26 protein-coding genes and 1 tRNA gene are annotated in these 26,935 nt (G+C 70.8%); 11 read left to right on the forward strand and 16 right to left on the reverse strand.

Going from position 1 to position 26,935, the window contains the following annotated elements:
• Window positions 1-141: 141 nt before the first annotated feature.
• On the reverse strand, window positions 142-588 hold the full coding sequence (locus tag KME80_RS10985; RefSeq protein ID WP_219503742.1) for a hypothetical protein: 447 nt from the start codon (window positions 586-588) through the stop codon (window positions 142-144).
• A 63-nt stretch (window positions 589-651) separates the two neighbouring features.
• Entirely contained in the window at window positions 652-4,536 is a 3,885-nt protein-coding gene (locus KME80_RS10990) for a golvesin C-terminal-like domain-containing protein (RefSeq protein WP_219503744.1), read from the reverse strand.
• Window positions 4,537-5,156: 620 nt separating this feature from the next.
• Between KME80_RS10990 and KME80_RS10995 the strand changes: the two genes are divergently transcribed.
• The 3 genes from KME80_RS10995 to KME80_RS11005 are packed head-to-tail and all read left to right on the forward strand — an operon-like array spanning window position 5,157 to window position 7,067.
• Window positions 5,157-5,615 carry a peptidase inhibitor family I36 protein gene (locus KME80_RS10995; protein ID WP_219503747.1) on the forward strand — a complete coding sequence of 153 codons (459 nt, stop codon included), beginning with the start codon at window positions 5,157-5,159 and terminating at the stop codon, window positions 5,613-5,615.
• A 31-nt stretch (window positions 5,616-5,646) separates the two neighbouring features.
• Window positions 5,647-6,084, forward strand: coding sequence for a hypothetical protein (locus tag KME80_RS11000; RefSeq protein ID WP_219503750.1), 438 nt, complete (start codon window positions 5,647-5,649; stop codon window positions 6,082-6,084).
• Between the two features lie 50 nt (window positions 6,085-6,134).
• Window positions 6,135-7,067 carry a hypothetical protein gene (locus tag KME80_RS11005; RefSeq protein WP_219503754.1) on the forward strand — a complete coding sequence of 311 codons (933 nt, stop codon included), beginning with the start codon at window positions 6,135-6,137 and terminating at the stop codon, window positions 7,065-7,067.
• 198 nt (window positions 7,068-7,265) lie between these two features.
• Here the strand turns inward: KME80_RS11005 and KME80_RS11010 are convergent.
• Both KME80_RS11010 and KME80_RS11015 read right to left on the reverse strand, forming a co-directional pair.
• Window positions 7,266-7,339 (reverse strand) — tRNA-Arg (locus tag KME80_RS11010).
• A gap of 54 nt (window positions 7,340-7,393) precedes the next feature.
• Complete coding sequence (locus KME80_RS11015; protein ID WP_219503756.1) at window positions 7,394-8,443, reverse strand: NADPH:quinone reductase; 1,050 nt, start codon at window positions 8,441-8,443, stop codon at window positions 7,394-7,396.
• 45 nt (window positions 8,444-8,488) lie between these two features.
• On the opposite strand from KME80_RS11015, the gene KME80_RS11020 reads away from it, so the two are divergent.
• Together KME80_RS11020 and KME80_RS11025 are read left to right on the forward strand one after the other, a co-directional pair.
• The gene (locus KME80_RS11020; RefSeq protein WP_219503760.1) at window positions 8,489-9,271 is read left to right on the forward strand and encodes a phosphotransferase; all 783 of its coding nucleotides are present in this window, start codon (window positions 8,489-8,491) and stop codon (window positions 9,269-9,271) included.
• An 8-nt stretch (window positions 9,272-9,279) separates the two neighbouring features.
• Complete coding sequence (locus KME80_RS11025) at window positions 9,280-10,215, forward strand: cobalamin biosynthesis protein (RefSeq protein ID WP_219503762.1); 936 nt, start codon at window positions 9,280-9,282, stop codon at window positions 10,213-10,215.
• A 19-nt stretch (window positions 10,216-10,234) separates the two neighbouring features.
• On the opposite strand, the gene KME80_RS11030 is transcribed toward KME80_RS11025, so the two are convergent.
• The 4 genes from KME80_RS11030 to KME80_RS11045 form a co-directional block, all read right to left on the reverse strand.
• Window positions 10,235-10,468: a hypothetical protein gene (locus KME80_RS11030; RefSeq protein WP_219503765.1), complete on the reverse strand. Its 234-nt coding sequence runs from the start codon at window positions 10,466-10,468 to the stop codon at window positions 10,235-10,237.
• 59 nt (window positions 10,469-10,527) lie between these two features.
• Window positions 10,528-10,743 carry a hypothetical protein gene (locus KME80_RS11035; RefSeq protein WP_219503768.1) on the reverse strand — a complete coding sequence of 72 codons (216 nt, stop codon included), beginning with the start codon at window positions 10,741-10,743 and terminating at the stop codon, window positions 10,528-10,530.
• 22 nt (window positions 10,744-10,765) lie between these two features.
• Window positions 10,766-11,350: a winged helix-turn-helix domain-containing protein gene (locus KME80_RS11040; RefSeq protein ID WP_219503770.1), complete on the reverse strand. Its 585-nt coding sequence runs from the start codon at window positions 11,348-11,350 to the stop codon at window positions 10,766-10,768.
• 99 nt (window positions 11,351-11,449) lie between these two features.
• On the reverse strand, window positions 11,450-12,817 hold the full coding sequence (locus KME80_RS11045) for an MFS transporter (protein WP_219503775.1): 1,368 nt from the start codon (window positions 12,815-12,817) through the stop codon (window positions 11,450-11,452).
• Between the two features lie 122 nt (window positions 12,818-12,939).
• On the opposite strand from KME80_RS11045, the gene KME80_RS11050 reads away from it, so the two are divergent.
• Window positions 12,940-14,433, forward strand: a complete 1,494-nt coding sequence (locus tag KME80_RS11050; protein WP_308125704.1) for a cobyric acid synthase — start codon at window positions 12,940-12,942, stop codon at window positions 14,431-14,433.
• Window positions 14,434-14,457: 24 nt separating this feature from the next.
• Here the strand turns inward: KME80_RS11050 and KME80_RS52690 are convergent, their stop codons facing one another.
• Entirely contained in the window at window positions 14,458-14,916 is a 459-nt protein-coding gene (locus KME80_RS52690; RefSeq protein ID WP_219503781.1) for an ArsR/SmtB family transcription factor, read from the reverse strand.
• Between the two features lie 121 nt (window positions 14,917-15,037).
• Between KME80_RS52690 and KME80_RS11060 the strand changes: the two genes are divergently transcribed.
• From KME80_RS11060 to KME80_RS11075, 4 genes are all read left to right on the forward strand, one after another.
• Entirely contained in the window at window positions 15,038-15,949 is a 912-nt protein-coding gene (locus KME80_RS11060) for an ABC transporter ATP-binding protein (RefSeq protein ID WP_219503784.1), read from the forward strand.
• On the forward strand, window positions 15,927-16,718 hold the full coding sequence (locus KME80_RS11065; protein WP_219503787.1) for an ABC transporter permease subunit: 792 nt from the start codon (window positions 15,927-15,929) through the stop codon (window positions 16,716-16,718). The genes KME80_RS11060 and KME80_RS11065 overlap by 23 nt, the downstream gene beginning before the upstream one ends.
• 2 nt (window positions 16,719-16,720) lie before the next feature.
• Window positions 16,721-17,740 (forward strand): PucR family transcriptional regulator, encoded by a 1,020-nt coding sequence (locus tag KME80_RS11070; RefSeq protein WP_308125705.1) that lies wholly within the window; start codon window positions 16,721-16,723, stop codon window positions 17,738-17,740.
• Window positions 17,741-17,902: 162 nt separating this feature from the next.
• On the forward strand, window positions 17,903-18,058 hold the full coding sequence (locus KME80_RS11075; protein WP_219503790.1) for a hypothetical protein: 156 nt from the start codon (window positions 17,903-17,905) through the stop codon (window positions 18,056-18,058).
• Here the strand turns inward: KME80_RS11075 and KME80_RS11080 are convergent, their stop codons facing one another.
• From KME80_RS11080 to KME80_RS11100, 5 genes are all read right to left on the reverse strand, one after another.
• On the reverse strand, window positions 18,059-18,664 hold the full coding sequence (locus KME80_RS11080) for a LysE family translocator (protein ID WP_219503792.1): 606 nt from the start codon (window positions 18,662-18,664) through the stop codon (window positions 18,059-18,061).
• Between the two features lie 69 nt (window positions 18,665-18,733).
• Window positions 18,734-19,681, reverse strand: coding sequence for a quinone oxidoreductase family protein (locus KME80_RS11085; RefSeq protein WP_219503795.1), 948 nt, complete (start codon window positions 19,679-19,681; stop codon window positions 18,734-18,736).
• A 509-nt stretch (window positions 19,682-20,190) separates the two neighbouring features.
• On the reverse strand, window positions 20,191-20,865 hold the full coding sequence (locus KME80_RS11090; RefSeq protein ID WP_219503798.1) for a DUF6461 domain-containing protein: 675 nt from the start codon (window positions 20,863-20,865) through the stop codon (window positions 20,191-20,193).
• Between the two features lie 220 nt (window positions 20,866-21,085).
• Window positions 21,086-21,958, reverse strand: a complete 873-nt coding sequence (locus KME80_RS11095; RefSeq protein ID WP_219503801.1) for a Vgb family protein — start codon at window positions 21,956-21,958, stop codon at window positions 21,086-21,088.
• Entirely contained in the window at window positions 21,949-23,469 is a 1,521-nt protein-coding gene (locus tag KME80_RS11100; protein ID WP_372455351.1) for an ABC-F family ATP-binding cassette domain-containing protein, read from the reverse strand. Before KME80_RS11100 ends, KME80_RS11095 begins: the two co-directional genes overlap by 10 nt.
• Before the next feature lie 158 nt (window positions 23,470-23,627).
• On the opposite strand from KME80_RS11100, the gene KME80_RS11105 reads away from it, so the two are divergent.
• Complete coding sequence (locus KME80_RS11105; RefSeq protein WP_219503804.1) at window positions 23,628-24,176, forward strand: TetR/AcrR family transcriptional regulator; 549 nt, start codon at window positions 23,628-23,630, stop codon at window positions 24,174-24,176.
• A 7-nt stretch (window positions 24,177-24,183) separates the two neighbouring features.
• Here KME80_RS11105 and KME80_RS11110 read toward each other — a convergent pair whose 3' ends face one another.
• Together KME80_RS11110 and KME80_RS11115 are read right to left on the reverse strand one after the other, a co-directional pair.
• Window positions 24,184-25,809, reverse strand: a complete 1,626-nt coding sequence (locus tag KME80_RS11110; protein WP_308125706.1) for a serine/threonine-protein kinase — start codon at window positions 25,807-25,809, stop codon at window positions 24,184-24,186.
• Window positions 25,810-25,815: 6 nt separating this feature from the next.
• Window positions 25,816-26,766 (reverse strand): hypothetical protein, encoded by a 951-nt coding sequence (locus tag KME80_RS11115; protein WP_219503807.1) that lies wholly within the window; start codon window positions 26,764-26,766, stop codon window positions 25,816-25,818.
• Between the last annotated feature and the right edge of the window lie 169 nt (window positions 26,767-26,935).

Below are 26,935 nucleotides of genomic sequence, written 5' to 3' on the forward strand. Positions count from 1 at the left end.
CTCCTTGCATGTACGTACATGTTTTGTCCGTGCAAGAAGATGTTGCATGTACATGTATGCACTTGTCAACCCGGATCGCCCGGGTGATCGCTGGGAAGCCGGAGTTGCTGAACCCTCGCGCCTACGCCCCGCGTGGACCGGTCAACTGGGCGAAAGCGCCGGGCACGGCCGACGTCCCCTGCACTGCTCCTCCGCGCACCCGGGAACCTTCTCCAGCTCATAACCCTGCTCCGGAGTGCCGATCGCAGTGAACACGATCTTGTAGCATCGCTCGTACAACTCCGTGCCGAGCATCATCCCCGCCTCAACCGGAACAGACGTCGAGATCACCAGGGTCCGCCCGTCGGGGCGCGCCGCCTTGGACGCCCACCCGCTGGCCGCGGCCTGCCACGAACTCCCCGCCGGATCCCGCCGGAGCGCCTGGCTGACCAGCTCTGCCCGGCTGCTGAGAGCCCGTTCGGCGCGATCCTCGATCTGGGACTCGAGCATCGCGCTGAACACCATCAACGGGGCGATCACGATCAAGAGCGCCGCAACGATCACCCCCAGGCCGACCACATGGCGCCGTACGGGATCCTCGGAACTCATGCCGCCTCGCCAGGGAAAGGGGAGTGGGTGCGCGCCATGAGGCGAGCGCACCCACGTTCTCTGCTACCAGCCAGTGTAATTCACAGGTGTGCTCGCGAGATGTCCTTGAAGGACTTGGGCGTAGGCGACGGCCCCCTTGTTGTTCGGGTGGACGGAGGTTCGGCTCGCGCATCTGAGTCCGTCTGTCAGACACCCGTCGAAAACGTCGCCGAAGTCGCCCTCTCCCGTTCTGGCGAAGCTTACGGGAATGACCCACTGGTCATCGTCGCAGGCCCCATGGGCCCCGAACTGCGCTATCGGGTTGGCGTACGACACTTCTTTTCCGGAAGCCTTCAGCGCCGCAGCGAGGGTCGACTGCTCGGCCGCCATATGGTCGGCGAGTCTGTTGAGCATCTCCACCTCCCACCAGCTGAACTGCGACATCGTGGAGCATTGATTTCCTTCGTGGTTGGGATCCCCGTCGAAAACTCGTGGATAGCCCATGAGGACGACCTTGGCCTTCTTGGCGCGTGCGGGCAAGTAGTTCTTGACCTTCAGGTCGATCTTCTCGAGCACGTCCTTGACGTTGCAGGGGGTCTCGAAGACCCCGTCCTCGTCGAGGTCGCACACGAAGGCGCTCACGGCTCCCGATATGTCGGCCTTCTTGTCCGCCTCGATTTCCTGCGTGTTGCAGGCCACTACCCAGCAGTTCGTCACCATCGAGGGGAACCCGGCGTCATTGCCGCCTATCGAGACGGTCGCCAGCGTGGTGTTCTCGTCGAGATATCCGGCGTCCAGCTGCGCGATCTCACGGAATCTGCCCTCGGCCTTGTCCCGGTAATCGCTCCATCCCAGACCGGTTGTCTGGTGCCGCACATCGGACTTCGTCATGGAGTGAGTCCTGGCGCCGGAGCAGGCGACGAAGTGGAAGTCCATGTTCGGGTCGAGGGAGTCCGCCATCTGACCGATGGTCCTGGTCTCACCCGGCAGAACGGCTTTCCGGATCCAGCTGTCCTTGCTGCGGCGGCAGGCGTTCCAGCGCATGGTCTTGTAGGAGACGTCGGTCGCGTTCTCGTAGTTTCCGATCCCCTCTCCCGAGGAGTACGAGTCTCCCATCGCGACCACGAAGTGCTTGGGTCGTGCCGCCAACGGTTGGAACGCGATCGCGTCCCAGGCGATCGCGGTCGTGCCGTCACCTTCCTGGTTCAGGGTGGTCAGGCTGACCGACGGAGTGCCCGCGAACTGGAAGACGCCCAGGCTGCGCCACTCGTTCTTTCCTGCCAGCTGCGGCAGGTATCTCGTCTGCGAAGCGCCGTTCCCGAGGTTGACGGTGTAGGGAGCCTGCTGGGTCTGGGCGCGGCGCTCCGGGACGTGGACGAGTACGCGCGCCCAGCCGTTGAGCGCCTGGTTCAACGTCCAGGTGCCCGTCACCCGCATGACCGAGCCGTTCTGGTTCGACCTGCGGGTGAAGGCGAACCATTCGTGGCCGCCATAGCCGTTCCCGAGCTGATGGAAATCGATTTTCGCGGGGATCTTGCCGCCGGCGTCCCTGCCGAAGGTGAATTCGAGTTTGCCCTTGGATCCCGTCGAGACACCCGCGCACGATCCGATGACCGGCTCGACGGCCGGAAGGACGTCGTCGACGACCAGCGACCCCGACGGCAGGCCCGAGGTGAGACATGTCCTCCAGTAGTCGGTCGGCGCCACCCGCTCGGTGTACGCGTAGATGGGATCCGAGTAGCGAATCTCGCCCTCGTTGCCGCACTGGGCCGGACAGTCCGTCTTCCAGACCTTGGGCGAGTGCCACCAGCACTTGAAGTCCGCGCGCTGGCAGGTGCCTCGCAGTTCGATGCTGCTTGACGGCGTGCAGGAATTGTCAGGCGAGCAGAATGCGCTCACGTCGACGTAGGCGTCCGTCATGCTCGGATTGGTGGTCGGCACGATGGCGGAGCGTTGCGCTTCCGTGTTCCACCACGCGGGATTGTAGCCGGCCTGCTCGGTCCATTTCTGGGTTGCCGTGTCGAAGTAGGTCTTCATGATGGGCCAGGCCGCCCAGCCCAGAACCTTCTCCTGATAAGGCCAGTGCTGTGGTGTTGCCGCGTCCGTATAACTGTTCCGATCGAGGAAGGGACGGCGGCCTGGCCTCCAGAGGCCGCTGGAGGGGTTGTTGGTCCATCCGAGCCCCCACGCACCCCCGTTCGTGTTGCTCGCGCTCTTGGGGTGCCAGCCGGAATTGTATGCCCAGACGGCGAAATACCAGTTCTCCAGCTTCGACGGAGCCCCGTTGTTGGCCAGCATGGTCCCGTTGGTGTCGTCCCAGATCTGGTTCCATTTCTTGGTGAGGGTCTGGAGACCTGCTGCTATGTTCGTGACATAGTCGACGGCCACGGCCTTTTGGGTGGTCGCCGGCCATACGACGGCCCCGGTCTTGCGCATTCCGTCGGTCTGCTGCGAGATGCCGTAGCCACAGTCGGCATTCGCAAAGTCGATATCCCAGTCGTTGGCCGGGTTGTCGTCGTAGACGGAAATGCCGTAGTAGTTGCCGATCAGAGGGTTCCCCGTCTCACCCTCCATGACGTGGCTTGAGGACTGCCACAGGTTCGACTCCTGGGCCAGGATGCCCAGCATGATGTTCGTCGGGACGCGGCCACCGCCTCTGAGGTCCTCAGGTGTAAACAGTGCCTGAGGCGACCAGGCGGACAGTCCTGACCCCTTCCAGTCGTCCGGGCGCGTGAGGGTCAGGCGCTTCATGACGAGCTGGTCGACTGCCCACTCCACCTGCCTCCAGTGCGGCTGGTAGACCTGGATCGTGGGATCGTTGCGCGGCACCGAGCAGGTGGCGTTGACGTCCTCTGTGGGGTCAGCCGCGGCAGTGGTCGGCTGAGACGAAGGCGCCTTCCGTCCGAGTGCCTTGAGCAAGGACTGGTTCGGCTTGGAGCCGTCGGCCAGTCGAGGCGCGACCAGGGCGTCCGGTAGGACCTCGAAGGTCACCGCCTGACGCGAGGCGGGGACGACCACAGCGATGTCGACCTCTTCCGCACTGAGCCGTTCGGCGCGAGCTCCCTGGATGCCGGTGTCCTTCGGATCTCCCGCTGGTGCCGGGCGCAACCCTCGGCGACTGGCACTTCGGACGAGCAGTTCTCCATGGGACGAGATCTGACCGGTGGCCGGGCCCTGCACGAACTCCATCGTCTGCGGGAGCCCGGAGGCCGGCGCGGCCGCGTCGCCGACCAGGAACAGCTTGCCGGCAACCCCTCGCTTGACGGACAGACGACCGAGGGCACCCTTGGCCAAGGTCCGGGGTGCGCCGGCGCCCTTGCCGAGGTATTTGACGGTGACTTCGCCACCCTGGTGTTCCGCATAAGCGATTCCGCCGTCGGCGTCCACCTGGATGTCGAAGGGCGTGGACGTCGCGAGCGCGAGGGTCCGGCGCTTGCCTCTCGCGGAAAAGGCCACGAGGGCGTTCCCGTCCGCCGCGACGACCTCGTCGCCATGCGGCACGGCAGAGGTGATCTGTCCCTGGAGAACGGATGCCCGGCTGAGCTTCTTCGTCTTCGTGTCGAGAAGCAGGAGCCTGGTGGTCGGATGCTCCTCGACCGCACTCTGCGAAAGAACTGACCGGCTGTCGGCGCCGCAGCCGGGATTGAAGTAGGCGAGGCTCACCTGCTCCTCAAGCTTGACCACTTCCCCCGTCTTGGCATTGATGACCGCGGCGAACGCTCCGCGCGCGAACAGCGTCGCCCGGTTGGTGAAATGCCGTGGCGCGTAGACGGCCAGGATGCTGGCGCCATCTCCGGTGAGGCACGCGTTCCCGATCCATTGGTCGGTGTCCATGCCCGGCTCGGCCAGCGTGGCGACGGTCTTCCACTGGTAGCCGTCCTTCGCGCGCGCGGTGAGAACGTGAAACCCGGTCTCGTCTCCTGAGGTGGCGAGCGCGGTGTCCGGCGACTGCTGCCAGCCCTCGGCCAATATGCGCTTTCGCTCTGCTGGGGCGATGGATGAACGAGGTGACGGTCCGGGAGGCTGCCCGCCTGGCTCCTCGGCCGTCGTCCGGTCCGTTTTCTCGGCAGCGGAGGCGGCGAATGCCTTCTCACCAGGTCCGGGTTGCGTTGCGAAGAGCCCGGTAGACAGGAGAACAACTACGGAAAGTAACGCTCGTCTCGTCCGGCGAGGCATGGGACTCCGATTCAATGAGGGGTCTTGCCGTAGCTTCTTGACTGAATGTCGCAGGGGCAGGCTCGGGTTCTGCAGCCCAGGGCGGTAAAACCTCCATTCGTCGAACCGCAAGTGCCGGCTTGCCTCATTGGACATGCGCCCTCCAATGGCCGGGAGGGCACCGAGGGGCATGGACAGCAGCAATAGGAGCACATCAGGCACAGGTGAATCAAGCACGCGAGATTCTCAGATAGACCTCTTGCAAAACGCCTTGGCCGTGGGTGATGATCCAGTTCGGTCCGGCCTCGACACAAGAGGTAACTGACCTCACATGTCACAGTTATCTGTCTTGCCCGTAAGGAGTGTCGGCGTCCGAATGCCGTGCCTCGTCGCCGGGGCCAGAGCGAGCATCGCAACCAACGCCAGGAGAGTCAATGAGCCTTGCTGTCAAAAGCAAGAAATTCGCCGCCGTCCTTTGCGCTGCGGCAGCTGCCTTCGCATTAGCCTCCGCACCCGCCGTCGCCGGCCACGACGGTTCGTGTGACTACGCCTTCGAGGACGGCAACCTCTGCACGTATCGTCACTCGAGCTATCAGGGCGGAATGCTCGACTTCACTCGGACCGACCGCAACTACACGTCCGCCGCCGACGTCTTCTACGCGGCCCACCTGGAGCCGACCGGCATCAACATCAACGACCAGGTCAGCTCCATAGTGAACAACGAGGGGTACTGCGAGTGGTGGCTGTACGAGAACGCCGAGTTCGGCGGATCCGGCTTCACCATGCTCAACATCAACCCTGCCTATAGCGATCTGGGCAACTACAACGACAGGCTGAGCTCGCATTACAAATGGACGGGATCCAAAGAGTGCACCAACGGATCAACCGGCTGACTATCCTTCGGGCAGATGGCAGGAGAAGGGCATGAGCGCAATGTTCAAAAGGATGGCCTCGTCCGTCCTGGCGATCGCGGGCGCCGCACTGGCCGCTCAGATCGTTTCCACCTCACCGGCGCTGGCCAACCCGGGCGCTGACGGCTACTGCACACCGCCGCACGAGTTGTGCGTCTATCGCCTCTTCAACTACGTCGACATGCAAGCCGACTATATCGGCACCGACAACGACTTCCGGGACGACTCCCTGTGGTACTGGGACGGCGACGAGATGCTGCCCGGCGCCGAGACGGTCGAGAACCGTACAAGCTCCGCCCGGAATCTCGACACATCGTGCACAGCCGTCCTGTGGCAGTTCAAGGATTTCGGCGGGGAATACCTGGTGATGTACCCGCAGACAGCCTACGGCGACTTGAGGCAGCAAGCGTTCGACAACAAGGCGAGCTCCGTCTCCTGGGGTTGCCCGTAACTATCTCGACCTCCCGTATCGGAAGCGAATATTGGATTAAGGTGGGCACCATGGACAACCGGAAGCAGCGCAAGGGGAACACTTTGGCCCTGGCGCTGGTCTCCCTGGCCACGCTGTCGGCATGCGGCACCTTCGCATACGCCAACACGACCGCATCGGAAGTTCCGGCAGGTAATCAGCCGCCACACCTTCAGTCGATCCAGGATGTGGTCTTCCCGCTGGACGCCTACGAGCCGACCCCCGAGCAGGTGGGGGACCTCACGAGCGCCATGCGCTACGCGCTGTCCGACTGCATGGGTCGCTTCGGCTTCACCGATTATCCGAAGCACCGCCTTAAGGCTTCGGTCAGCCCCTTCCCGGAAGATCGACGGTATCTCTTCATCGAGCCGGCGAAAGCGGCTCAGTACGGATACGCGGGCGCCCCCGCATCCGAGCTTTCTGACAAGCCCCTCAAAGCCGATACCGCTGTGAAATCCTCGGCGCCATCCGCGGAAGAGCAGGCGGTATACCTGGGCAAGGGGCAGCACACCTACCGCAGCTCGCAGATCCCGCAGGGCGGCTGCCTCGGCGAGGCCAGGCGCAGCGTTCTGGCCGGCACCAACGCCGAGAACGAATGGCTGGTGACGCAGCTACGTGGCCAGGCGTCGGACGAGGCGCAGGCCGACGCGCGGACCGTCGAAGCGACTCAGCAGTGGAGCGCGTGCATGGCACGCTCCGGTCATGCGTACAGCGATCCCGCTGCCGCTTGGGAGGACCCGCGCTGGGCTGCGAGGCGCGACGGCGGGCCACTGTCCCCTGAGGAGCAGAAGGTCGCTCAGGCCGACATGCAGTGCAAGCTGGAAGTGAACTACCTGGGGATCAGGTCCACCGTGGAGAAGGAGGTCCAGACGCGCCTGATCGCCAGCAGCGCGGAGCGCCTGGACAAGTATCGGGCCGACCTCCGGGTCAAGCTGAGCAACGCCGCGAAGATTCTCGCCGAGTAAGGCCGAGGCCGGGCACCGTTCCCCGGCGCGTCGATTCAGCTGCAGCATCTTGAGCTCGCCGGACTGTCTACCGTCCGGCGAGCTCTTCTGTTTCGAGCAGCACTGGCTCGTGTCCCGCAGAGTGGAGTGGTCCAGGTCCTCGCGCGCGGCCCTGAGTCTCCTGGCATGCGCTTCCGCAGGCCGTAGCCGTGATCAAAGCGCGCCCTGCAGGATTCGAACCTGCGACCGTCGGATTAGAAGTCCGGTGCTCTATCCAGCTGAGCTAAGGGCGCTCCTGCCTTATTGTGCATGATCCGGCGACTTGTCATGCACACGTTTTCTCCGTGTCAGCTCCCGCCGCCCCCCGGCGCCTCCAGGACCACCCTGCCGCGGGCTCGGCCGTCCTCCAGTATGCGGTGGGCCTCGGCCGCCTGTGACAAGGGCAGACGGGCGGTGATGCGGGGGCGCCAGGCGGTGGTGCGGAGGAGGTGGATGACGCCGGCGGCCGCGTCGGCGAGTTCGGGGACGGTGGCGTTGCTGATGGCGAAGCCGGTGACGGTGGCGTCCTTGGTGTAGAGGCGGCCGAGGGGGAGGGCGGGGGCCTGGCGGAGGCCGGACATGATGACGAGGCGGCCGCGGTGGGCGAGGCGGTCGATGGCCGTGGCGGGGTCGCCCTGGCCGGAGGCGTCCACGTACAGGTCGATGGAGTCGCGGATGTCCGGCTGGTCGGGTGTCTGGTCGCCGGAGTCATCGGGGTCGCCGGGGCCGCCGGGGCCGCCGGGGTCGCCGGCTGGGTGGGCGGCTGGGGGGTCGGTGCGGTAGTCGCGGACGTCGGCGGCGCCGAGGGCGCGGACGTGGGCGTGGTCGCGCGGGTGGGCCGTGGCGATGACGGTGGCGCCTGAGGAGGCGGCGAGGGCGACGGCGGCGGAGCCGACGTTCCCGGCCGCGCCGCCGATGAAGACGCGGTGGCCGGGGCGCAGGTGGCCGTGGCGGACGAGGGCGAGCCAGGCGGTGGCGGCGGGGTGCGCGGCGGCGACCAGGTCGAGCGGGTCGAGGTCGTCGGGGGCGGGGTAGAGGCGGTCGGCGGGGACCGTGACGTACTCGGCGAAGGAGCCCTGCCTGCCGCCGTGGCCGAGGCTGTTGCACCAGACGGGCAGGCCGGGCGGGAAGGCGGTGGTTTCGGACGCTTCGACGTGGCCGACGAGGTCGCGGCCGATGACGAAGGGGAGGGGCATGGGGACGGGGTAGGCGCCGGAGCGTACGAACGTGTCCACCGGGTCGGCCGCCACGGCGCGCACCCGTACCAGCACGTCCGTGGGGCCGCGGCCGGGGACGGGGAGTTCGCCCCAGGTGATGGCCTCCGGCGGGCCGGGGGCGGTGATGTAGGCGGCGTGCATGATTTTCTCCATCGGAACGGCGGTTTCGGTCTAGGATCTCTTGGCATGTTCGCGACGCTCCTGCATGAAATACCCCTGCAGGGCGGGGATGTGACCGACGGGGTGGTGCGCGTCGGTGACACCGTGCGCAGGCCCGTCAGTCCGGCCACGCCCGCTGTGCACGCCCTGCTCAGGCACCTGGAGGCGGCCGGGTTCGAGGGGGCGCCGAGGGTGCTGGGGGTCGACGGGCTCGGGCGTGAGGTGCTCAGTTTTCTGCCGGGCGCGAGCGGGCTGAGCGCGGCGAGCGCCGGTGAGGAGGCGCTCGCGGGGGTGGCGGGGCTGCTGCGCGAGTTCCATGACGCGACGGCCGGGTTCCCGTTGAGCGGGCACCGGTGGGAGGGCGGGTCGAACGACGACGCGCCACCGCAGATCATCGGGCATTGCGACTTACGACCGGACAACGTGATTTTTCGTGATCAGGTGCCGGTGGGGATGATCGACTTCGACCTGGCCCGGCCGACCACGCGGCTGTTCGACGTCGTGACCACGCTGCGGCACTGGGCGCCCATCGCCGACCCCGTCGACCGGCATCCGCTGCTGCGCGGCGTCGAGGTGGGGGAGCGGTTGCGGGTGTTCTGCGACGTGTACGGGGTTCCGCCCCGGGATCGGCGCCGGCTGCTGGAGCTGGCCAGACTGCGTTTCCACCGGTCGTACGAGGTCATGCGCACCCGCGCGGACGGCGGCGGGAACTGGGCGCGGATGTGGGCGGACGGCGCGGGGGAGCGGATCCGCCGGGCGTCGGCCTGGCTGGACTCCCACGAGGATGAGCTGTACGCGCATCTGATCTGATGTGCTTCATGCGTATTCAGGGTGATCGTGCCGCCGGGCTCGCGCTGGGAGTGGTGCTCGACGCGGTCGTCGGCGACCCGCGCCGGGGGCATCCCGTCGCGCTGTTCGGCAGCGCCGCCGCCAAGCTGGAGTCCAGGCTGTACGCGGACGCGAAGACCAACGGCGTGCTCCACGTGGCCATCTGCGTGGGGAGCGCGGCGGCGCTCGGCGTGCTGGCCGAGCGGGTGCCGAACCGTCCGGCCCGCGTCGCGCTGACCGCGGCGGCGACGTGGGCCGTGCTCGGCGGCACCACGCTGGCCCGCGAGGGCGCCCACATGGCGGCGGCGCTGGAGGCCGGCGACCTGGCGGCGGCCCGGGCCCGGCTGCCGCACCTGTGCGGGCGCGACCCGTCCGGGCTGGAGGCGCCCGAGCTGGCCAGGGCCACGGTGGAGTCGCTGGCCGAGAACGCCTCGGACGCGGCGGTGGCGCCGCTGTTCTGGGGGGCGGTGGCGGGGATTCCGGGGCTGCTGGCCTACCGGGCGATCAACACGCTGGACGCGATGGTCGGGCACCGTTCGCCGCGCTACCGGCGCTTCGGGTGGGCGGCGGCGCGGCTGGACGACGTGGCCAACTACGCGCCGGCCCGGCTGACCGGGCTGATCACCGTACTGGCCGGGCCCGCGCCGGCGCGGACGCTCGCCGTGCTGCTGCGCGACGGCGGGCGGCACCCCAGCCCCAACTCCGGGCGGTGCGAGGCGGCGTTCGCGGGGGCGCTGGACGTGACGCTGGGCGGGGCCAACGTGTACGGGGGGCGTACGGAGCACCGGCCCACGATGGGCGACGGGCGCAAGCCGGAGGTGGCCGACATCCGGCGGGCCGTGCGGCTGACGCGGGCCGTGTGCTGGGCTGCCGCCGGCGCCGCCGTGCTGGCCGCCGCCGGGCGCGTGGCCCGGCGGCGGGCCTGAGCGCGCCCGGCGGCGAGGCTCACATGATGCGATTGAGGTTGGCGACCAGCCAGAAGACGAACAGGGTCACGACGCCCACCCACAGCATGGACCTGGCGGCGTTGGACGCGACGAGCTTGCGCGCCGAGGCCGCCTTCATGGTGTCGCGCCACACCTGACGTGACGAGATCAGCGACTGGTAGCGGCGCCCGGCGACGAACACGGTGACGGCGATGATCAGGAACAGGATGACGCGGCCATCTGAAGAATTCACGAAAGCCTCCTCTGACACCCAGAAGGAGTACGGGCCGTGCACCTTGATACACCATAACTTCAGATCAAATCTCCTGAAATATCAGTCACTGCTGCCCGCCTGGTCGCGCTGTGTTGCACCAGCCTCAGACCCGCCTCGATCATGGCCCAGCCGAGCGCGCCCGCCCAGGCGGTGCGGGCAGGCCGGTGATGGCGGGCCCGCCGCCACCGCCGGGCGTCCGCACGCAGCTCGGCGGCGCGGATGCGGTCGAGGCGCAAGTGGATGTCGGGGTGCATGGGGATGACCTCCTTGCGCCGGTCAGGGGCGCGTGGGGAATCCGTAGAGGTGCAGGACGACGTTCTCGCGGCCTTCGACGTCGCCCGCCTCGGCGGCTGACGTGGCGTGCGCCTCCCAGCGCCGCAGCACCTCGGCGAGCTCGTCGTTGAGCCGGGTCAGCTCGTCGGCGGTGAGCCGGGGCAGATACTGGGAGCTGAAGGCGGCGGCGCGCCACTCCGGGTCCCAGGCGGACTGCTCGTCGAGGTAGCGCTCGTAGAGCTCGTTGTGCTCGCGGAAGGCCAGCCGGGTGAAGGACGCGTAGGCGGCTGCCCGTTCGGGGGCGTCGCGGAAGTCGCGGTCCTGGATCTGCAGGCCGCGGTCGATCTGCCACCAGCGCTCGCGGCCGTCGGCGCTCTGCGGCTCGGCCTCCAGGATGAGGCCGTGGGCGGCGAGCTTGCGCAGGTGGTAGCTCACGAGGGAGACCGCCTCGTCGACCTGGTCGGCCAGGTGGGAGGCGGTGGCCGTGCCCGCGTGGGACAGCGCCCGGTAGAGCTTCAGGCGCAGCGGGTGGGCCAGTGCCTTGAGCGTGTCGAGATCGGTGATGCGGCGGTTCTCATCCCGTGCCATGCCCCGAGCGTAGATGCGAAGCGGAAATTGCGCAACTTTTCTTTCGCATCTCAGCACCCTGAGGCCCGGCCCCCGGGGTGTGCGGGGGCCGGGGGCGGGTCAGGAGTGGCGGGCGGCGTCGAGGACCTTCGCGGCGTCGCGCTCGAAGGAGGCGCGGGCGCCGAGCGTGAGCAGGCCGCCGATCACCATCGGGACGATCAGGATGTACATGCCGCCGACCAGCGAGCCGAGCTGGTCCGAGGCGATGCCGACGATGAGCGAGCCGAACGCTCCGCAGCCGGTGATGAGGAGCTGGAGCGCGGCGAAGCCGAGCCCCCGGGCGCTGGCCGGCACCACGTCCGCCAGGCAGGCGGTCATGTTGGGGATGGCGACCGACATGGACGTGCAGGCGACGAGGGTGAGGATCGCCATCGGCCACAGCGAGTCCATCGACAGCGCGACGGCCAGGACGAGCGCGCCGATCGTGATGCCGCCGCCTCCGGCCAGCAGCCGGCCGCCCTTGCGGGTGCCGTGCCAGGTGCGGCCCAGCCAGGAGCCGATCAGCGTGCCGGTCAGCGTGCCCGCGATGGTGATCAGGCCGGACACCGAGCCCGCGGTGCCGGCCGCGACGCCGAAGGTGCGGACCATGAGCGTCGGCAGCCAGAAGAACACCCCGGCCAGGCCCAGCGTGAGCAGCCCGAGCCCCACGCAGACGAACACCAGCGACGGGATGGTGAGCACCTGCCGCATCTGCCTGCCGAACGGCACCTTCTCCGTGGTCGGGACGGTGTCGGGCGTCGGGGCGGGCACCGGCTCGGCGGCGACGGTGCCGGTGGTGCCGGTGGCGGCGGCCGAGCGGGCGACGATCCGGTCCAGCTCGCCCCGGCGGGGCTCCTTGAGCATCCAGACGAGCACGGCGGTGAGCAGGCCCGGGATCACCATGATCATGAACGCGTTCCGCCACCCGTACGCCTCGCCGAGCACCCCGCCGAGCAGGGTGCCGACGCCGCCCAGGTAGGTCGTCACGCGGGTCAGGCCGTACGCCTTGGCCCGGGTGACAGGCGGGTAGTAGTCGGCGAGCAGGCTGCCGGAGGCGGGGTTGTCGATGTTCTCGGCGGCGGCGAGCAGCACCCGCATCAGGTAGAACATGACGAATCCGGTCGCCAGGCCGGTGCCGAGCGTGGCGACGGCCCAGATGAAGACCACGACGGCGATGATCCGCGTGCGGTTGTACCGGTCGGCGAAGTAGCCGGCCGGGATGGCCACGATCGCCCCCGCCAGCGCCGCCGCCGTGGGGATGGAGCCGGCCGCGGTGTCGCTGAAGCCCCATTCCCGCTGCACCAGGGGGAGCACGCCCGACAGCAGGTTGGCTTCCATGCGGTCGACGAGTCCGACGATGAAGAGCACCACCAGCGGCGCCCAGCCGAACGGCGCCCGGGCGGCCGCGTCGATCCTGCCGGTCCGGGGCGAACCCAGCGTTCCGACCATGCCTCACCTTCCAGGAGGAAAATCTAGAATTCTGTTCTAGGCGAACGTTCTAGTTAGAGTGGCAGAAGTCACAGGATTCGTAAATGGGTGGTTCCTCACGATTTCCCACTAACCTGCTCCAGGTGAAGGGCGCACTCCTGGTCGCGGGCACCACCTCCGACGCCGGCAAGAGCGTGGTCACCGCGGGCATCTGCCGCTGGCTGGCCCGCCAGGGCGTGCGCGTCGCGCCGTACAAGGCGCAGAACATGTCGCTCAACTCGTACGTCACCGCCGACGGCGCGGAGATCGGCCGGGCGCAGGCGATGCAGGCGCAGGCCGCGGGCCTGGAGCCGGTCGCCGACATGAACCCGATCCTGCTCAAGCCCGGTAGCGACCGGCGCAGCCAGGTCGTGCTCATGGGCCGCCCCGTCGCCGACGTCGACGCGATGGAGTACGGCGAGCTGCGCGACCTGCTGCGCGCCACCGCGCTGGAGTCGCTGGCGCGGCTGCGTGACAGCTACGACGTGGTCGTCTGCGAGGGCGCGGGCAGCCCCGCCGAGATCAACCTGCGCCCCGGCGACATCGCCAACATGGGCCTGGCCAGGGCCGCGAACCTGCCGGTGATCGTGGTCGGCGACATCGACAGGGGTGGGGTGTTCGCCGCCTTCTACGGCACCGTCGGCCTGCTGGAGGCCGCCGACCAGGCGCTCGTCGCCGGGTTCGTGGTCAACAAGTTCCGCGGCGCCCGTGAGCTGCTCGAACCGGGCCTCGACCAGCTCAGGGAGCTGACCGGGCGGCGCGTGTACGGGGTGCTGCCCTGGCTCGACGGGCTGTGGATGGACGTGGAGGACTCGCTGGCCCTGGACGGCCGCACGGTCGCGGCGCGCCCCCCGTACGGCAGGCGGACGCTGCGCGTGGCGGTCGTGCGGCTGCCCCGCATCTCCAACTTCACCGACGTGGACGCCCTGGCCGCCGAGCCGGGCGTGGTGGTGCGCTTCGTCACCGACCCCGCCGGGCTGGAGGACGCCGACCTCGTGGTGCTGCCCGGCAGCCGCGCCACCGTGTCCGACCTGGCCTGGCTGCGCCGCACCGGCCTGGCCGACGCGCTCGTGTCACGTACCGGGCCGATCCTCGGCATCTGCGGCGGCTTCCAGATGCTCGGGCGCGAGATCGTCGACGAGGTGGAGTCGGGCGCGGGCCGCGTCGACGGCCTCGGGCTGCTGCCCGTGCGCGTCGAGTTCGCCGCCGGCAAGATCCTGGGCAGGCCGTACGGCGAGGCGTACGGGCAGCCGGTGCGCGGCTACGAGATCCACCACGGCCGGGCCACGGTCGAGGGCGGCGAGCCGTTCCTGGACGGCTGCCGGGTGGGCGCCGTGCAGGGCACCACCTGGCACGGCGCGCTGGAGAACGACGGGTTCAGGCGCGCGTTCCTGGCCGACGTGGCGGCCCGCGCCGGGCGCGACTTCGTCCCCGACCCCGCCACCGACTTCGCCCGGCTGCGCGAGGAGCGCCTGGACGCGCTCGGCGACCTCGTCGAGCGGCACTTCGACACCGGCGCGCTGCTCGACCTCATCACGGACGGCCCGCCCGGGGCGCCGACGCTGCCGCCCGGCGCTCCGCGACCCAGGCGCCGATGACCTCCAGCGCGGTCTCCGCCCCGCTCACTCCCGGCCGGCGACGTCCGTGGCCGCGGCCGCCAGGGCCAGCACCGGGAACACGGCCTGCGGCGGCACCCGGTAGACGCCGCGCTCGGGCTGCTCGACCAGGCCGGCCGAGGCGAGCGTCTTGAGATGGTGGTAGAGCTGCCCCTGCGAGGCCAGCGCCAGCTCGCTCTGGAGGTCGGCGATCGGGCGCGGGCCGCTGAGCAGCAGTTGCAGGATGCGCAGCCTGGCGGGGTGGCCGGCCGCGGCGAGCACGGCGGCCATCGGCGCGGCCGGGCGCTCGACGAGCCAGCCGGGGGAGCGGGCCGACTCCCACCGCCACCGGTAGCCGCCCAGCCTGGCCTCGCCGCCGTAGACGACGCGGCCGGTGTCGTCGTCGGCGGGGGCCGCGACGGCCTGCCCGCCTTCCAGGGCGGCGACGCGGGCCTCCAGGGCGCGCACCCGTTCCTCGATGTCCACGCCAGCACTGTACTCAGGAATTCCGGATAAACGGTGTTGCCGGGTGCCGGAAGCGAACCGCCTCCCTCGCTGCCGGATCCGGCCGGTGACGCGGACCGGCGCCGGGCGGGATCATTCCGGCATGACAGCGGTGGTGCGGGCCGAAGGGCTGACGAAGTACTACGGCAGGCGCCGGGGCCTGGAGGATCTCACGCTGGAGATCCGGCCGGGAGAGGTCTTCGGCTACCTGGGACCGAACGGCGCGGGCAAGACCACCACGATCCGGCTGCTCCTCGACGTGATCAGGCCCACCCGCGGCCACGTCACCGTCCTCGGCGCCGGCTCACGGGAGGCCGCCGTGCGCGCCAGGATCGGCTACCTGCCGGGCGAGCTGGCGCTGGAGGGCAGGGAACGGGCCCGGGACTACCTGGCCTTCCTCGCCCGGGTGCGCGGCGGCGTGCCGCCCGCCCGGATCCGGGCGCTGGCCGAACGGCTGGACGCGGACCTGTCCGTGCCGATGCGCAAGCTCTCCAAGGGCAACAAGCAGAAGGTCGGGCTCATCCAGGCGTTCATGCACGAGCCGGAGCTGCTCGTCCTCGACGAGCCGACCGGCGGGCTCGACCCGCTGGTGCAGCAGGAGTTCCTGGCCATGGTGCGCGAGGTGCGCGCCTCCGGCCGGACCGTGCTCATGTCCTCGCACGTGCTGGCCGAGGTGGAGCACGTCTCCGACCGGGTCGGCATCGTACGGGCCGGACGGCTGGTCGCGGTCGAGAACGTGGCGGCGCTGCGGGAGAAGGCGGTGCGCCGGGTGGAGCTGCACTTCGACGCGCCGGTCCCGGCCGAGGCGTTCGCCGGGCTGCCCGGGGTGCGGGAGCTGCGCGTGGAGGGGGCGGCGCTGAGCTGCACGATCGACGGGCGGCCGGACGCGCTGGTCAAGGCGGCGGCCCGGTTCACCGTGGTGCACCTGGTCAGCGAGGAGCCCGATCTGGAGGAGATCTTCCTCACCTACTACAGCGAGGAGGGGCGAGACGATGATCGCCAAGAGCCTGCGTGACTTCAGGCGGTCGCTGATCTGGTGGGCGATCGGGATCAGCGCCTTCATGACCATGTATTTAGGGATTTATCCCAGCATTCGGGAGAATCCCGATCTTTATGGGGCGCAGGCGTTGGCCAAGTTCCCCGGCGCGCTGCGTGACCTCATGGGCGGGCTGCAGGACATGACCAGCGGCGCCGGCTACCTGCAGTCGGTCGTCTACCAGCTGTTCGTGCCCATGCTGTTCGCGGTGTGCGCGATGCTCGTCGCCAACCGCGCCCTGGCCCAGCCCGAGGAGGCCGGCACGCTGGAGCTCGTCGTCACGCTGCCGGTGGCCCGGCGGCGGCTGCTCCTGGAGCGCTTCGCCGCCTTCGCGCTCGGCCTGCTGGCCGTGGCCGTCGTCACGCTGCTGGTCACCTGGGCGCTGGCCGAGGGCGTCGCGCTCGGCGTCGGCGCCGACCGGCTGATCGCCGCCCACATCGGCGTCTACCTGGTCGGGCTCTTCTTCGGCAGCCTCACGCTCGCCGCCGGCGCCGCCTCCGGCCGCCGGGCCCCCTCGCTGGCCCTGGCCGGCGTGTGGGCCGTGCTCGGCTACGTGGTCGTCACCGTCGGCCAGAACGTCGAGGCGGTCGCCTGGCTCAAGTGGATCTCGCCGTTCCACTACTACGCCGCCGGACGCCCCCTCTACCAGGGGCTTCCCGTGGGGGACTACCTTGTGCTGGCGGGCGCGAGCGCCGTGCTCGTGCTCACCGCCGTGCTCGCCTTCGACAGACGCGACGTAGGAGTCTGACCGTGACCCCCGAGGTGCCCGCTGAGCTGCTCGGCGGGCACCTTCACGCGCTCCGGCTGGCCGCCCGCAGCGGCCGGCTGCCCGACCGGGCCGCGCTCGACGCCAACCGCGCCGCCGGAGCCCGCGCCGCCGAGCTGGGCGTCCCGCTCCCGGCGCTGGTCGACGCCGCGCTCGCCGCCGCCGACGGGCTCCCCGGCGTGCTGCCCGCCCTGCGCAGGGCCATCGCCGCGCTCCTCGCCGGGTACGAGCAGGCCCAGCTCGACGCCCTGCGCGGCGCCTCGGCCGAGCGCCGGCAGTTCGTCGACGACCTGCTGCTGGGCCGCGCCGAACGCCTCGCCGAACGCGCCGAGCACTTCGGCCTGCGCCTGGCCGAGTCGTACGTCGTGGCCGCCGCCCGCGGCCTCGCCGACCCGTCGGACGCCGCCCAGCCCGAACGCATCGAACGCGACCTCATCGCCCGCTTCGGCTCCCACAACATCCTGCTCGCCGTCCGCGACGGCCTGCTCGTGTGCGTCGCCCCCGCCACGCTGCCCGCCGCCGTCGGCGAGTTCACCCATCACGTACGCGCCCGCTTCCCGGCAGGCTGGCGCGTCGGCGTCGGACGTCCGCAGCGCGGCCCCGGCGGCATCGTCGCCTCCTACCGCGAGGCCGCCGGAGCCCTGGACCTGGCCGACCGCCTCGGGCTCAAGCACGACGTCGTCAGGGCCGCCGACCTGCTCGTCTTCCCCGTGCTGCTGCGCGACAGGAGCGCCATGGAGGACCTGGTGACCAGCGTGCTGAGCCCGCTTCTGGAGGCGCGCGGCGGTCACGCGCCGCTCCTGGAGACCCTGGAGGCCGTCTTCGCCGCCCAGGGCAACCAGACGGCCGCCGCCCGCAGGCTCGGGCTCAGCGCCCGCGCCGTCACCTACCGGCTGCAGCGCATCCGCCGCCTGACCGGCTTCTCGCCCGACGACCCCACCCAGCGCTTCACGCTGGAGACCGCCGTTCTCGGCGCCCGCCTGCTGGACTGGCCGTGGGAGTGACGAGCCTGGTCTGCAGGCCGTCGAGGAAGCGAGCAGCCGCTCCGACTGCCGCAGCAGGTTCGGCCCCAGCTCGATCAGCTCGTCCTTGCCCGCCACGTGCCGGTCGAGCGAGGTGGCCCCGGCGCCCAGCCGGGTGCCGAGCGCGCATGCTCAGCGCCATCGATGCCTCCGCGTCCGGCAGCCGGACGGCCTCGGCGCCCCGCCTATGCCGACCTCGCAGAAGGGCTCGTCGGCATCCTGCTCACCCAGGCCGCGATGGACTCCGCCACGACGCCCCGGTTGCACCGCGACTTCTGGACCACCGCGTACCAGATGTGATCACTCCACCGCGAGCCGTACGCCGAACCCCACGATGACCACCCCCGTGACGCGGTCCAGCAGCCGGCGCACGGCCGGGGCGCGCAGCAGCCCGCCCATCACGGCCGCGAACGCGATCAGCACCCCGCTCCACACCAGCCCCTCCGCCACGTGCACCCCCGCCAGCAGCAGGCCCGACGCCGCGTCCGCCTGGTCCGACGGCAGGAACTGCGGCAGCATCGCCACGTAGAAGGCGCCCACCTTGGGATTGAGCAGGTTCGTGACCAGCCCGCGCCGGAACCCGGTGCGGAACCTCACCTCCCGCTCGGCCGGCGCCTCCACGTGCGCGTCCTTCCTGACGAACAGCAGGCGCAGCCCCATCCACACCAGGTACGCCGCCCCCGCCCAGCGCAGCACGTCGTAGGCGAACTGCGAGGCCGCCAGCAGCGTGGACAGCCCGGCGACCGACACCAGCCCCCACACCAGCACCCCGAGCTGGACTCCCAGCGCCACCCCCCACGCCGGACGCCGCCCGGCCAGCAGCGACGTCCGCAGGATGAGCGCCGTGTCCAGCCCCGGCGTGACGGTCAACAGCGCGACAACTAAGGCGAATCCCGCTATGTCCATGCGGGTCACAGTAAGGGATTTCGTGTGGGGAGACTCCCCCTGAAGAGATGAGGGCGAGGGCCGGTCGCGTCAGGGGATGAGGAGCAGCTTCCCCGTGGTGCGGCGGGCCGCCAGATCCTCCTGCGCCCGCCCCGCCTCCGCCAGCGGATAACGCCCCGACACCGTCACCTTCAGCTCGCCCGAGGCGATCCAGCCGAACAGGTCACGCGCCCGCCACAGCAGCTCCTCCCGCTCCGCCACGTAATCCACCATCGTCGGCCGCGTCAGGAACACCGAACCCGCCCGGTTGAGCCGCTGCGGATCCACCGGCGGCACCGGCCCGCTCGCCGCCCCGTACAGCACCATCAGCCCGCGCCTCCGCAGCACCTCCAGCCCCGCGTCGAACGTCGCGGCGCCCACCCCGTCGTAGACCACGTCGACCTCGCCGCGCCACGCCTGCGCGAAGTCGTCGTACTGCCGGACCTCGTCCGCCCCCGCCTCGCGGGCCAGCTTCGCCTTCGCCTCCGTCGACGCCGTCGCCAGCACCCGCGCCCCCCGCAGCTTCGCCAGCTGCGTCAGCAGCAGCCCCACCCCGCCGGCCGCCGCGTGCACCAGCACCGTGTCGCCCGGCTTCACCTCGTGCGTCGAGTGCGTCAGGTAATGAGCCGTCATGCCCTGGAGCATCACGGCCGCCGCCAGCTCGGCCGGCACCCCGTCCGGCACCGGCACCACCCGGTCCGCCGCGACCACGGCCTTCTCCGCGTAGGACCCCATCACCCCGGCCCACGCCACGGTGTCGCCCACGGCCACCCCGTCCACCCCGGACCCGACGGCCGACACCACCCCCGCGCCCTCCGACCCGATCCCGCTGGGCAGCTGAAGCGGGTACAGGCCGGAGCGGTGGTAGATGTCGATGAAGTTCACGCCGCTCGCAGCGACATCCACCACCACCTCCCCGGCACCGGGCTCCGGATCCGGACGCTCGACGTACTCGAGAACCTCTGGGCCGCCCTGGGCGGCGATCACGATGGCACGCATGCCCCTAGTCAACCCCGCCCACGCCCTTCCCCCCGCACCGCCCCACCCATCCAGCGAATCCGCCCCCCCCAGAACCTGCCCAACCCCTGCGCCCATCCCGCCCGGCCGCCCCGCACCGAGCTCCGGTGCCGCCCCCACCGCACCGCTGACGAACACCATCCGGTGTTCGACCCCCGATCCTCCGCAGCGGAAAGGCTCTTCCCCAGGTTCAGGAGAGAGGGCCTTCGATCTTCGGATGTCCACGGGTTGCAGTTGTGGCGATGGGCGTGCCCGGCACCGGCGACATGTCGATCACGAGCTCTCGCCCGCCGACGCTCGTCCGAGACCACCCCGTAAGTCAGATGCACTCATCCCAACACTGGAGGTGCCATGCCCAAGGGCTACTGGGTCAGCGTCTACCCACCATCGAGGACCCCAAGAGGCTTGATGTCCACAACGAACTGGCAGGTCTGGCCCTCGCGGCCGCAGGCGGGCGGGTGCATCGGCAGCCGGATCGACGCATGGTCGGGTTACTTCGGGCGTGGGGCCACCGCGCACAGATAGGTCGATTCCGTCAGCAGTTGCGGGGTCAGCCTGACCCCCGTCAGGTTCTCAGCCAGCGCGAAGACAGCCCCAGTGCGAACCGCTACGTCTTCAGGCAAGGAGATCTTCCCCGATTGGACGCCGTACTCCAGGTCGAGCCCCGCCCGCCGCATGGCGGCTACTGCTCCGTCCGGATCGCTGCCGAATCGGTCGGCCGCGAAGGGGGGCTCGAACATGAGTCGGATCTCACTGTCCTCGACCCAGCAGAAGTCCTTGACCCCGTTGACATTGCGGAAATGAGACACCAACCGCGTGCCGGCGGACAATGGCTTGATGACCTCCGGGGTGGCTCCCATAAAGCCGTTGGGCTCGACAATGAGACACCAGTCCCCGATCGACGCTGCCCCGAAGAAGTGTCCATCCCAGGTGCCAGAGGGGCCCGGACCGGAGTAGGCAGCACCGGTCAGATCGCCGAAGCTCACACCGGACGGCACGTTGTCCGTCCAGTCGCTGAATCGCGCCACGACGTCTTCGGTCCGCGCACCAAGTCGTGTCACAGCGTCCTCAGGAGCCACGTTCTCGACCAGCGTGATGCAGTACGCCTCCCACAAGCTCGGAAATTGGTCATAGAACCAGTCGTAGTCGGCTGCTGCTGCGGTCACGTCCCCATGCTGCCAGCGCTGACCGACAAAACGATCAGAAGCGAGACCGTTAGCTCGAATGTGATCTCGGCTCCTCATTCGGCCGATTCTGTAGTCCGGAAAGCAGACCCTGTTCCTGGTTGAATCGATTGGGATGCCAAGATCCGAGCTGCTGAGGTGGTCAGGTGGCTGCGGGATCCGCACACTGGTGCCCCCGGCGCACCGGTGCCCCGGGGCGTCGTTAGGCCGGAGGGTCCATGCGGGCGAGGGTGCCGGATTCGAGGGCGGTCCAGATGGCGCCGTCGGGCCCCAGGGTGAGGCCGTGCGGCTCGGCGGGGGTGTCGGGGGTGGCGGGGAGGAGGTGCTCGTCCACCGCCCCGGTGGTGGTGATGCGGCCCAGGCGGCCGGTCGCCCAGAGGGTGAACCAGAGCGCCCCGTCGGGACCGGTGATGATGGCGTGCGGACGGGAGGCGCGGTCGGGGAGCGGGAACTCGTCGATCTTGCCTGTGACGTCGATGCGCCCGATCTGGCCGGCGCCGATCTCGGCGAACCAGAGCGCCCCGTCGGGGCCGGGGGTGATGTGGACCGGGGCGGCGCCCTCCGTGGGCAGGGGGTGGACGGTCACCTCGCCCCCGGTGGTGATCCGGCCGACGGCGTTGCCCTGGTTGAGGGTGAACCAGAGCGCGCCGTCGGCACCGGCGGCGATGCCCGAGGGCATGCCTCCCGGCACCGGGACCGGGAACTCGGTGATCTCGCCGGTGGGCGCGATCCGGCCGATCGTGTCGGAGCGCATCGAGGTGAACCACATGGCCCCGTCGGGCCCGGCCACGATGCCGTAGGGCGAGTCGGCCTCGTACGAGGTGACCTCGCCGGTCGCGGAGATCCGCCCGACGCGGCCGCCCTGGAACTCGGTGAACCACATCGCCTCCCCGCCCGGCCCGGGCGTGATGACGGTGGGCCCGCCGTCGGCCGGGGTGAGCTGGTGGATCACCGGCTCACCGCCGGGGAGCAGCCTGCCGATGCGGCCCTCGTGGACGAGCGTGAACCACAGCGCGCCGTCGGCCCCGGTCGCGATGCCGTAGGGGGCACCTGCGGTGATCTTGGTTACGTGCATGCGAGTTCCCCCGATATCTCCAGCGTGGCGCCCCGCCAGCGGCGGCACAGCGTGCGGTCGTGGGACACGACGACGAGCGCGCCCCGGTAGTGGTCGAGTGCCTGCTCCAGCTCTTCCACCAGCGTCAGCGACAGGTGGTTGGTGGGCTCGTCGAGCAGCAGCAGGTCGTGCTCGCCGGCCAGCAGCGTGGCCAGCGCGAGCCGGCGCCGCTGCCCGACGGACAGCGCCCCCACCCGCAGGTCGAGCGTCTCGGGCCGGAACAGCCCGGTGGCCAGCAGCGCCGCCCGGCGCTCGTGGCGGGGGCCGTGCCCGTAGGCGTCCAGCACCGGCAGCGCCGGATCGTAGGAGACCTCCTGCGGGAGCAGGCCGACGGACCCGCGCGCCTGCTCGGCGACGGCGTGGAGCAGCGTGGACTTGCCCGCGCCGTTGGCCCCGCGGATCAGCACCCGGTCACCGGCCGCGACGCTGAACCGCTCGACGACCAGCCGGTCGCCCACCCGTACGTCACACACCTCGGCGAGCACGCGCCCGCCCTCCTCCGGCGCCTGGCCGGAGCGGGGGGACTGGGCGAAGGAGCCGCGGAAGCGGAGCGGCCGGGGCGGCGGCGGCACCGGGTCGGCCTCCAGCCTGCGCAGGCGCTCCTGCGCGTTGCGCACGCGGCTGGCGATCGAGCTCTGCACGCGGCCGGCGTTGCGGTCGTAGGCCATCTTGTTGTTGTCGCGCATCGCCCGCCCGGCGGCGACGCGGTGGGCGGTGGTGGCGGCGTGCTCGCGCATCTGGCGGACCTCGTCACGCCAGGCCGCGTGGGCCTGCTCCTGCCGGGCGCGGGCGGCGGCCTTGGCCTCCAGGAACCCCGAGTAGCCGCCGCCGAAGCGCGTCACGCCGCCCGACTCGACCTCCAGCACCGAGGTCGCCACCCGGTCGAGGAAGGCCCGGTCGTGCGAGACGGCGACGACGGTGCCGCGGTGGTCGCGCAGCCGCTCCTCGAGCCAGGTCAGCGCCGACTCGTCGAGGTGGTTGGTCGGCTCGTCGAGCAGCAGCGTCTCGGGGGAGGCGGCCAGCAGGCAGGCCAGGCCGAGCCGGGCCTGCTCCCCGCCCGACAGGCTGGACAGCACGCGGTCGCGCCCGACATGGGTCAGGCCGAGCCCGTGCAGCGACTTGTCCACCCGGGCGTCGGCCTCGTAGCCGCCCCGGGTCTCGAACGCGGTCGCGAGCTCCCCGTACTCCTCCATCCGGTCGGGGGTGAGGTCGGACTCCAGCTCGCGCATCCGGCGCTCCAGGGCCCGCAGGCCGGCCAGGGCGGCGTCGATCGCCTGCCGCACCGTGTGGCCGGGCGGCAGGTCGAGCGTCTGGCCGAGATAGCCCGCGTCGGCGGGCGGGACGGCCTCGCCCTCGTCGGGCCGCTCGACCCCCGCCAGGAGGCGGAGCAGCGTGGACTTGCCGGATCCGTTCTCGCCGACGATGCCCAGGCGCTCGCCCGGCCGCACGGACATCGACACGCCGGCCAGCACCCGGTGCAGGCCGTACGTCTTGGAAACGTCTCGGAGGATGGTCAGGATGGAGCTCCAATCGCAACTGGGGTAGCTTTAGCTTGCCACAGCCCGCCCGACAAACGCAACTGGAGTAGTCTTTGGAGACGAGTAAACGTCCGGGAGGGCGGAGCGCCAGGGTGCGCGACGCCGTGCGCCAGGCCACCCTCGCCGAGCTCGCCGAGCACGGCTTCCGCGGCCTCACCGTGGAGAACGTCGCCGAGCGCTCGGGCGTGCACAAGACCACCGTCTACCGGCGCTGGGGCAGCGTCGAAGGGCTGGTCTCCGACGCGCTGGAGCTGGCCCGCACCGAGCCGTGGCCCATCCCCGACACCGGCAGCGTCGAGGGCGACCTGCGCGGCGTCGCCAGGCTGGTGCAGAGCGGGTTCGACGACCCGGAGCTGGGGCCGGTGTCGTCGGCGTTCGTGGCGGCGGCCATGCAGAGTCCCGAGGCGGCCCGCGCCCTGCACGACTTCTTCGAGTCGCGCCACGAGCAGTCGTCCCAGGTGGTGCGGCGGGCGGTCGAGCGCGGCGAGCTGCCGGACACGGTGGACGTCCGCGAGGTGATCAGGGTGGCGGTCGCGCCGATCTACTACCGGCTGTTCGTCGCCCACGAGCCGGTGACGCGGGACGACGCCGACCGCGCCGCCGACGCCGCCCTGGCGGCGGCCCGCGCGGGGGTGCTCTGAGCGCGGGTCACGGCTGCTGCCGGGCGCCCCGCAGCTCGAAGTCGTCCCAGGTGGTCTTCAGCAGGGACTCGCCGTCCTTGGGGACGCGGGCGAACAGCCCGACCGGGCCGTTGGCGATGCCGTTGGGGTCGTCGGCCTGCACGACGCGGTCGCCGTTCACCCACATGGACAGCCGCACCGTCTTGCCCGTCTGCTCGCAGGCGGCCTCGATGCGGACCTTGCCCTCCGGCTTGCCGGCCTCGCCCTGGGCGAGGGTGCCGCCGGAGCCGTCCCAGATGCGCCGGATCCGGGCGGTGCCGGCGGTGTCGAGGCCGAACTCGTAGTAGGTGCCGTCCTCGGCCGCGTGGCAGTAGACGCCGTAGACGCCGCTCCCGGTGATGTGCTCGACCTCGGCGCTGACGGCCACGAGGACGGTCTCGGGCAGCATCGGGGTGGGTGTGGCGGACGGCTCGGGGGCGGCGGTGGGCGTCTCGGTCAGGAAGGGGACGGCGGCCTCGGCCCAGTTCTCCTCGTCGCCCTGCTCGACGTCGAGCCCATAAGTGCCGTCGGTGCGGTAGCCGAAGCTGGCCTCGTCCTCGGCGTCGTAGGTGCCGGACCAGCCGCCGGAGGTCTGCGTGAAGTCCTCGCGGTGCAGGACGCCCAGCTCGGGCGGCCCGCCGGAGGAGAGGGCGACCCAGCCGGCGATCCCGAGCCCGGCGGCGACGGCCACGGCCGCCGCGATCCCGGCGTAGAGGCGGCCCCGCCGCGGCGGGCCCGGCGGGGGGCCGCCGGCGGCGGTCAGCGGCGTGGTGGCGCGCTGCCAGGCGACCTGGACGGTCTGGGCCACCTGCTCGGGCCCGGCGGCCCGGCCGACGAGGTGGTCGAGGAGCTGCTGGGCGGTAGGCCGCTGGGCGGGGTCCTTGTGCAGGGCGGCCCGCACGAGCTCGCGCAGGCCGGGCTCGACGTCGTCGAGGTTCGGCTCGGTGTTGAGCACCTGGTAGACGATGGCCGGCAGCGTCTCGCCGCCGAACGGTGAGCGGCCGCTCGCCGCGTACGCGATCAGGCAGCCCCAGGAGAACACGTCGCACGCCGGCGAGACGGGGTCGCCGCGCAGGACCTCGGGCGCCATGTAGCGGGGGGTGCCGATCAGCTCGCCGGTGCCGGTGACGCCGCCGAGGGTGTCGAGCGCCCGCGCGATGCCGAAGTCGATCACGCGCGGGCCGACGGGGGAGAGCAGCACGTTGGACGGCTTGAGGTCGCGGTGCACCACCCCGGCCGCGTGGATGGCGGTGAGCGCGGTGGCGACGCTGACGGCCAGCGCGTCGAGGCTGGAGCCGCGCAGCGGGCCGGACTGCTGGACGGCCTGCTCCAGGTTGGGGCCGGGCACGTACTCGGTGACGACGTAGAGCTGGCCGCCGTCGAGCGCCGCCTCCAGCACCGCCGCGGTGCAGAAGCGGCGCACCCGCTGCGCCGCGTCCGCCTCCCTGCGGAAGCGCATGCGGAACTGCTCGTGCTGGCTGAACTCCGGGTTGATCACCTTGATGGCGACCTGTTGCCCGGAGGGGTCCTCGGCGAGATGGACCGTGCCCATCCCACCCCTGCCCAGCACGTTCAGCAGTCTGTAGCGCCCGATGTGGGAGGAATCACCGCTCACGGCGGGTCAGCTTACCGACAGGTGCCCCTCACGCGCAGTGTCGCGGGTACGGAGCGCGTACGAGATCGCCGCCACCGCCATCCCGGCGCCCCACACCAGGTACGCGGGGACCGACACCCAGAAGAACGCCTCGGGCAGCGCGAGCCCGTCCTGAGGCGGGAAGGGGTTGCGCCCGTTCAGCCGCTCGGACACCATCTGCCCGAGCCCCGCGCCGAAGTAGGCCACCAGCCCGGCCGACACGCCCGCGCCCGGCCACAGCACCAGCGGCCTGGGCACCCGCCGCCCGGCCAGCCCGGGGACCCAGCGCGGCCAGATCCGCCCCCACCGGTGCACCAGCGCCAGCGGCAGCAGCGTTCCGCCCAGCAGGAAGCCGGCCTCGAACACCGGCATCATCCAGCCGTCCTCAAGAGGCGTCTCCCCGAACCCGACGACGGCCTGCGCCGCGACCCTGATCGCGCAGCCGGCCACGGCGGTGTAGGCGGCCGCGTAGGCCCACCGGGGCGTCGAGGCCAGCGCGGGCAGGGCGTGCCGGCCGGTCCGCCGCCGGTAGCGGAACGCGGCCCGTAGCAGCAGCGCCCCCGTGGTCACGCAGGCGGCCTTGCTCAGCGCGCCCAGCGGGTGGAAGGAGATCCTGAGGCCGGGCAGGACGCCGCCGACGACGTCGAGCAGCAGCAGCGCCCCCGCCACGATCAGCGCGGCCCCCACTGCCCACGACGCCACCGGCAGCGCCGCCCGCACCGGCCTCGGCGGGTCGGCCGCGAGCATGGCGGCCAGGAGCAGCGCCGCCGCCGCGCACAGCGCGACGGCCCACCACCCGGTGAACACCACCAGGTCGGGTCCGACCGGCGAGAGCCGCTCCGGCATGTGCCCCAGCTGCCAGTACGTGCGCAGCGCCCCGTACAGGAGCGCCAGCGCCAGCGCGAACGCGGTGAGCCGGTCGGGTCGTGTGCTGTCCATGACGCCGATCCTGCTGCGGCGGCGCGGCCCGCGGATCCCCGCCCGGGGCCAGGCGAGTCCCCCGCGCGGGGGAGAACGCCGCCGCGACTTGCGTTGAGGGGGCGTGAGAACATATGTTCGATTCGTAAGCGCCCGCCTTCCCCCGGGTGGCTCAGCAGGAAGAACGAGA

Source organism: Nonomuraea ceibae (assembly GCF_019396325.1).
GTDB classification, from domain to species: Bacteria; Actinomycetota; Actinomycetes; order Streptosporangiales; family Streptosporangiaceae; genus Nonomuraea; species Nonomuraea ceibae.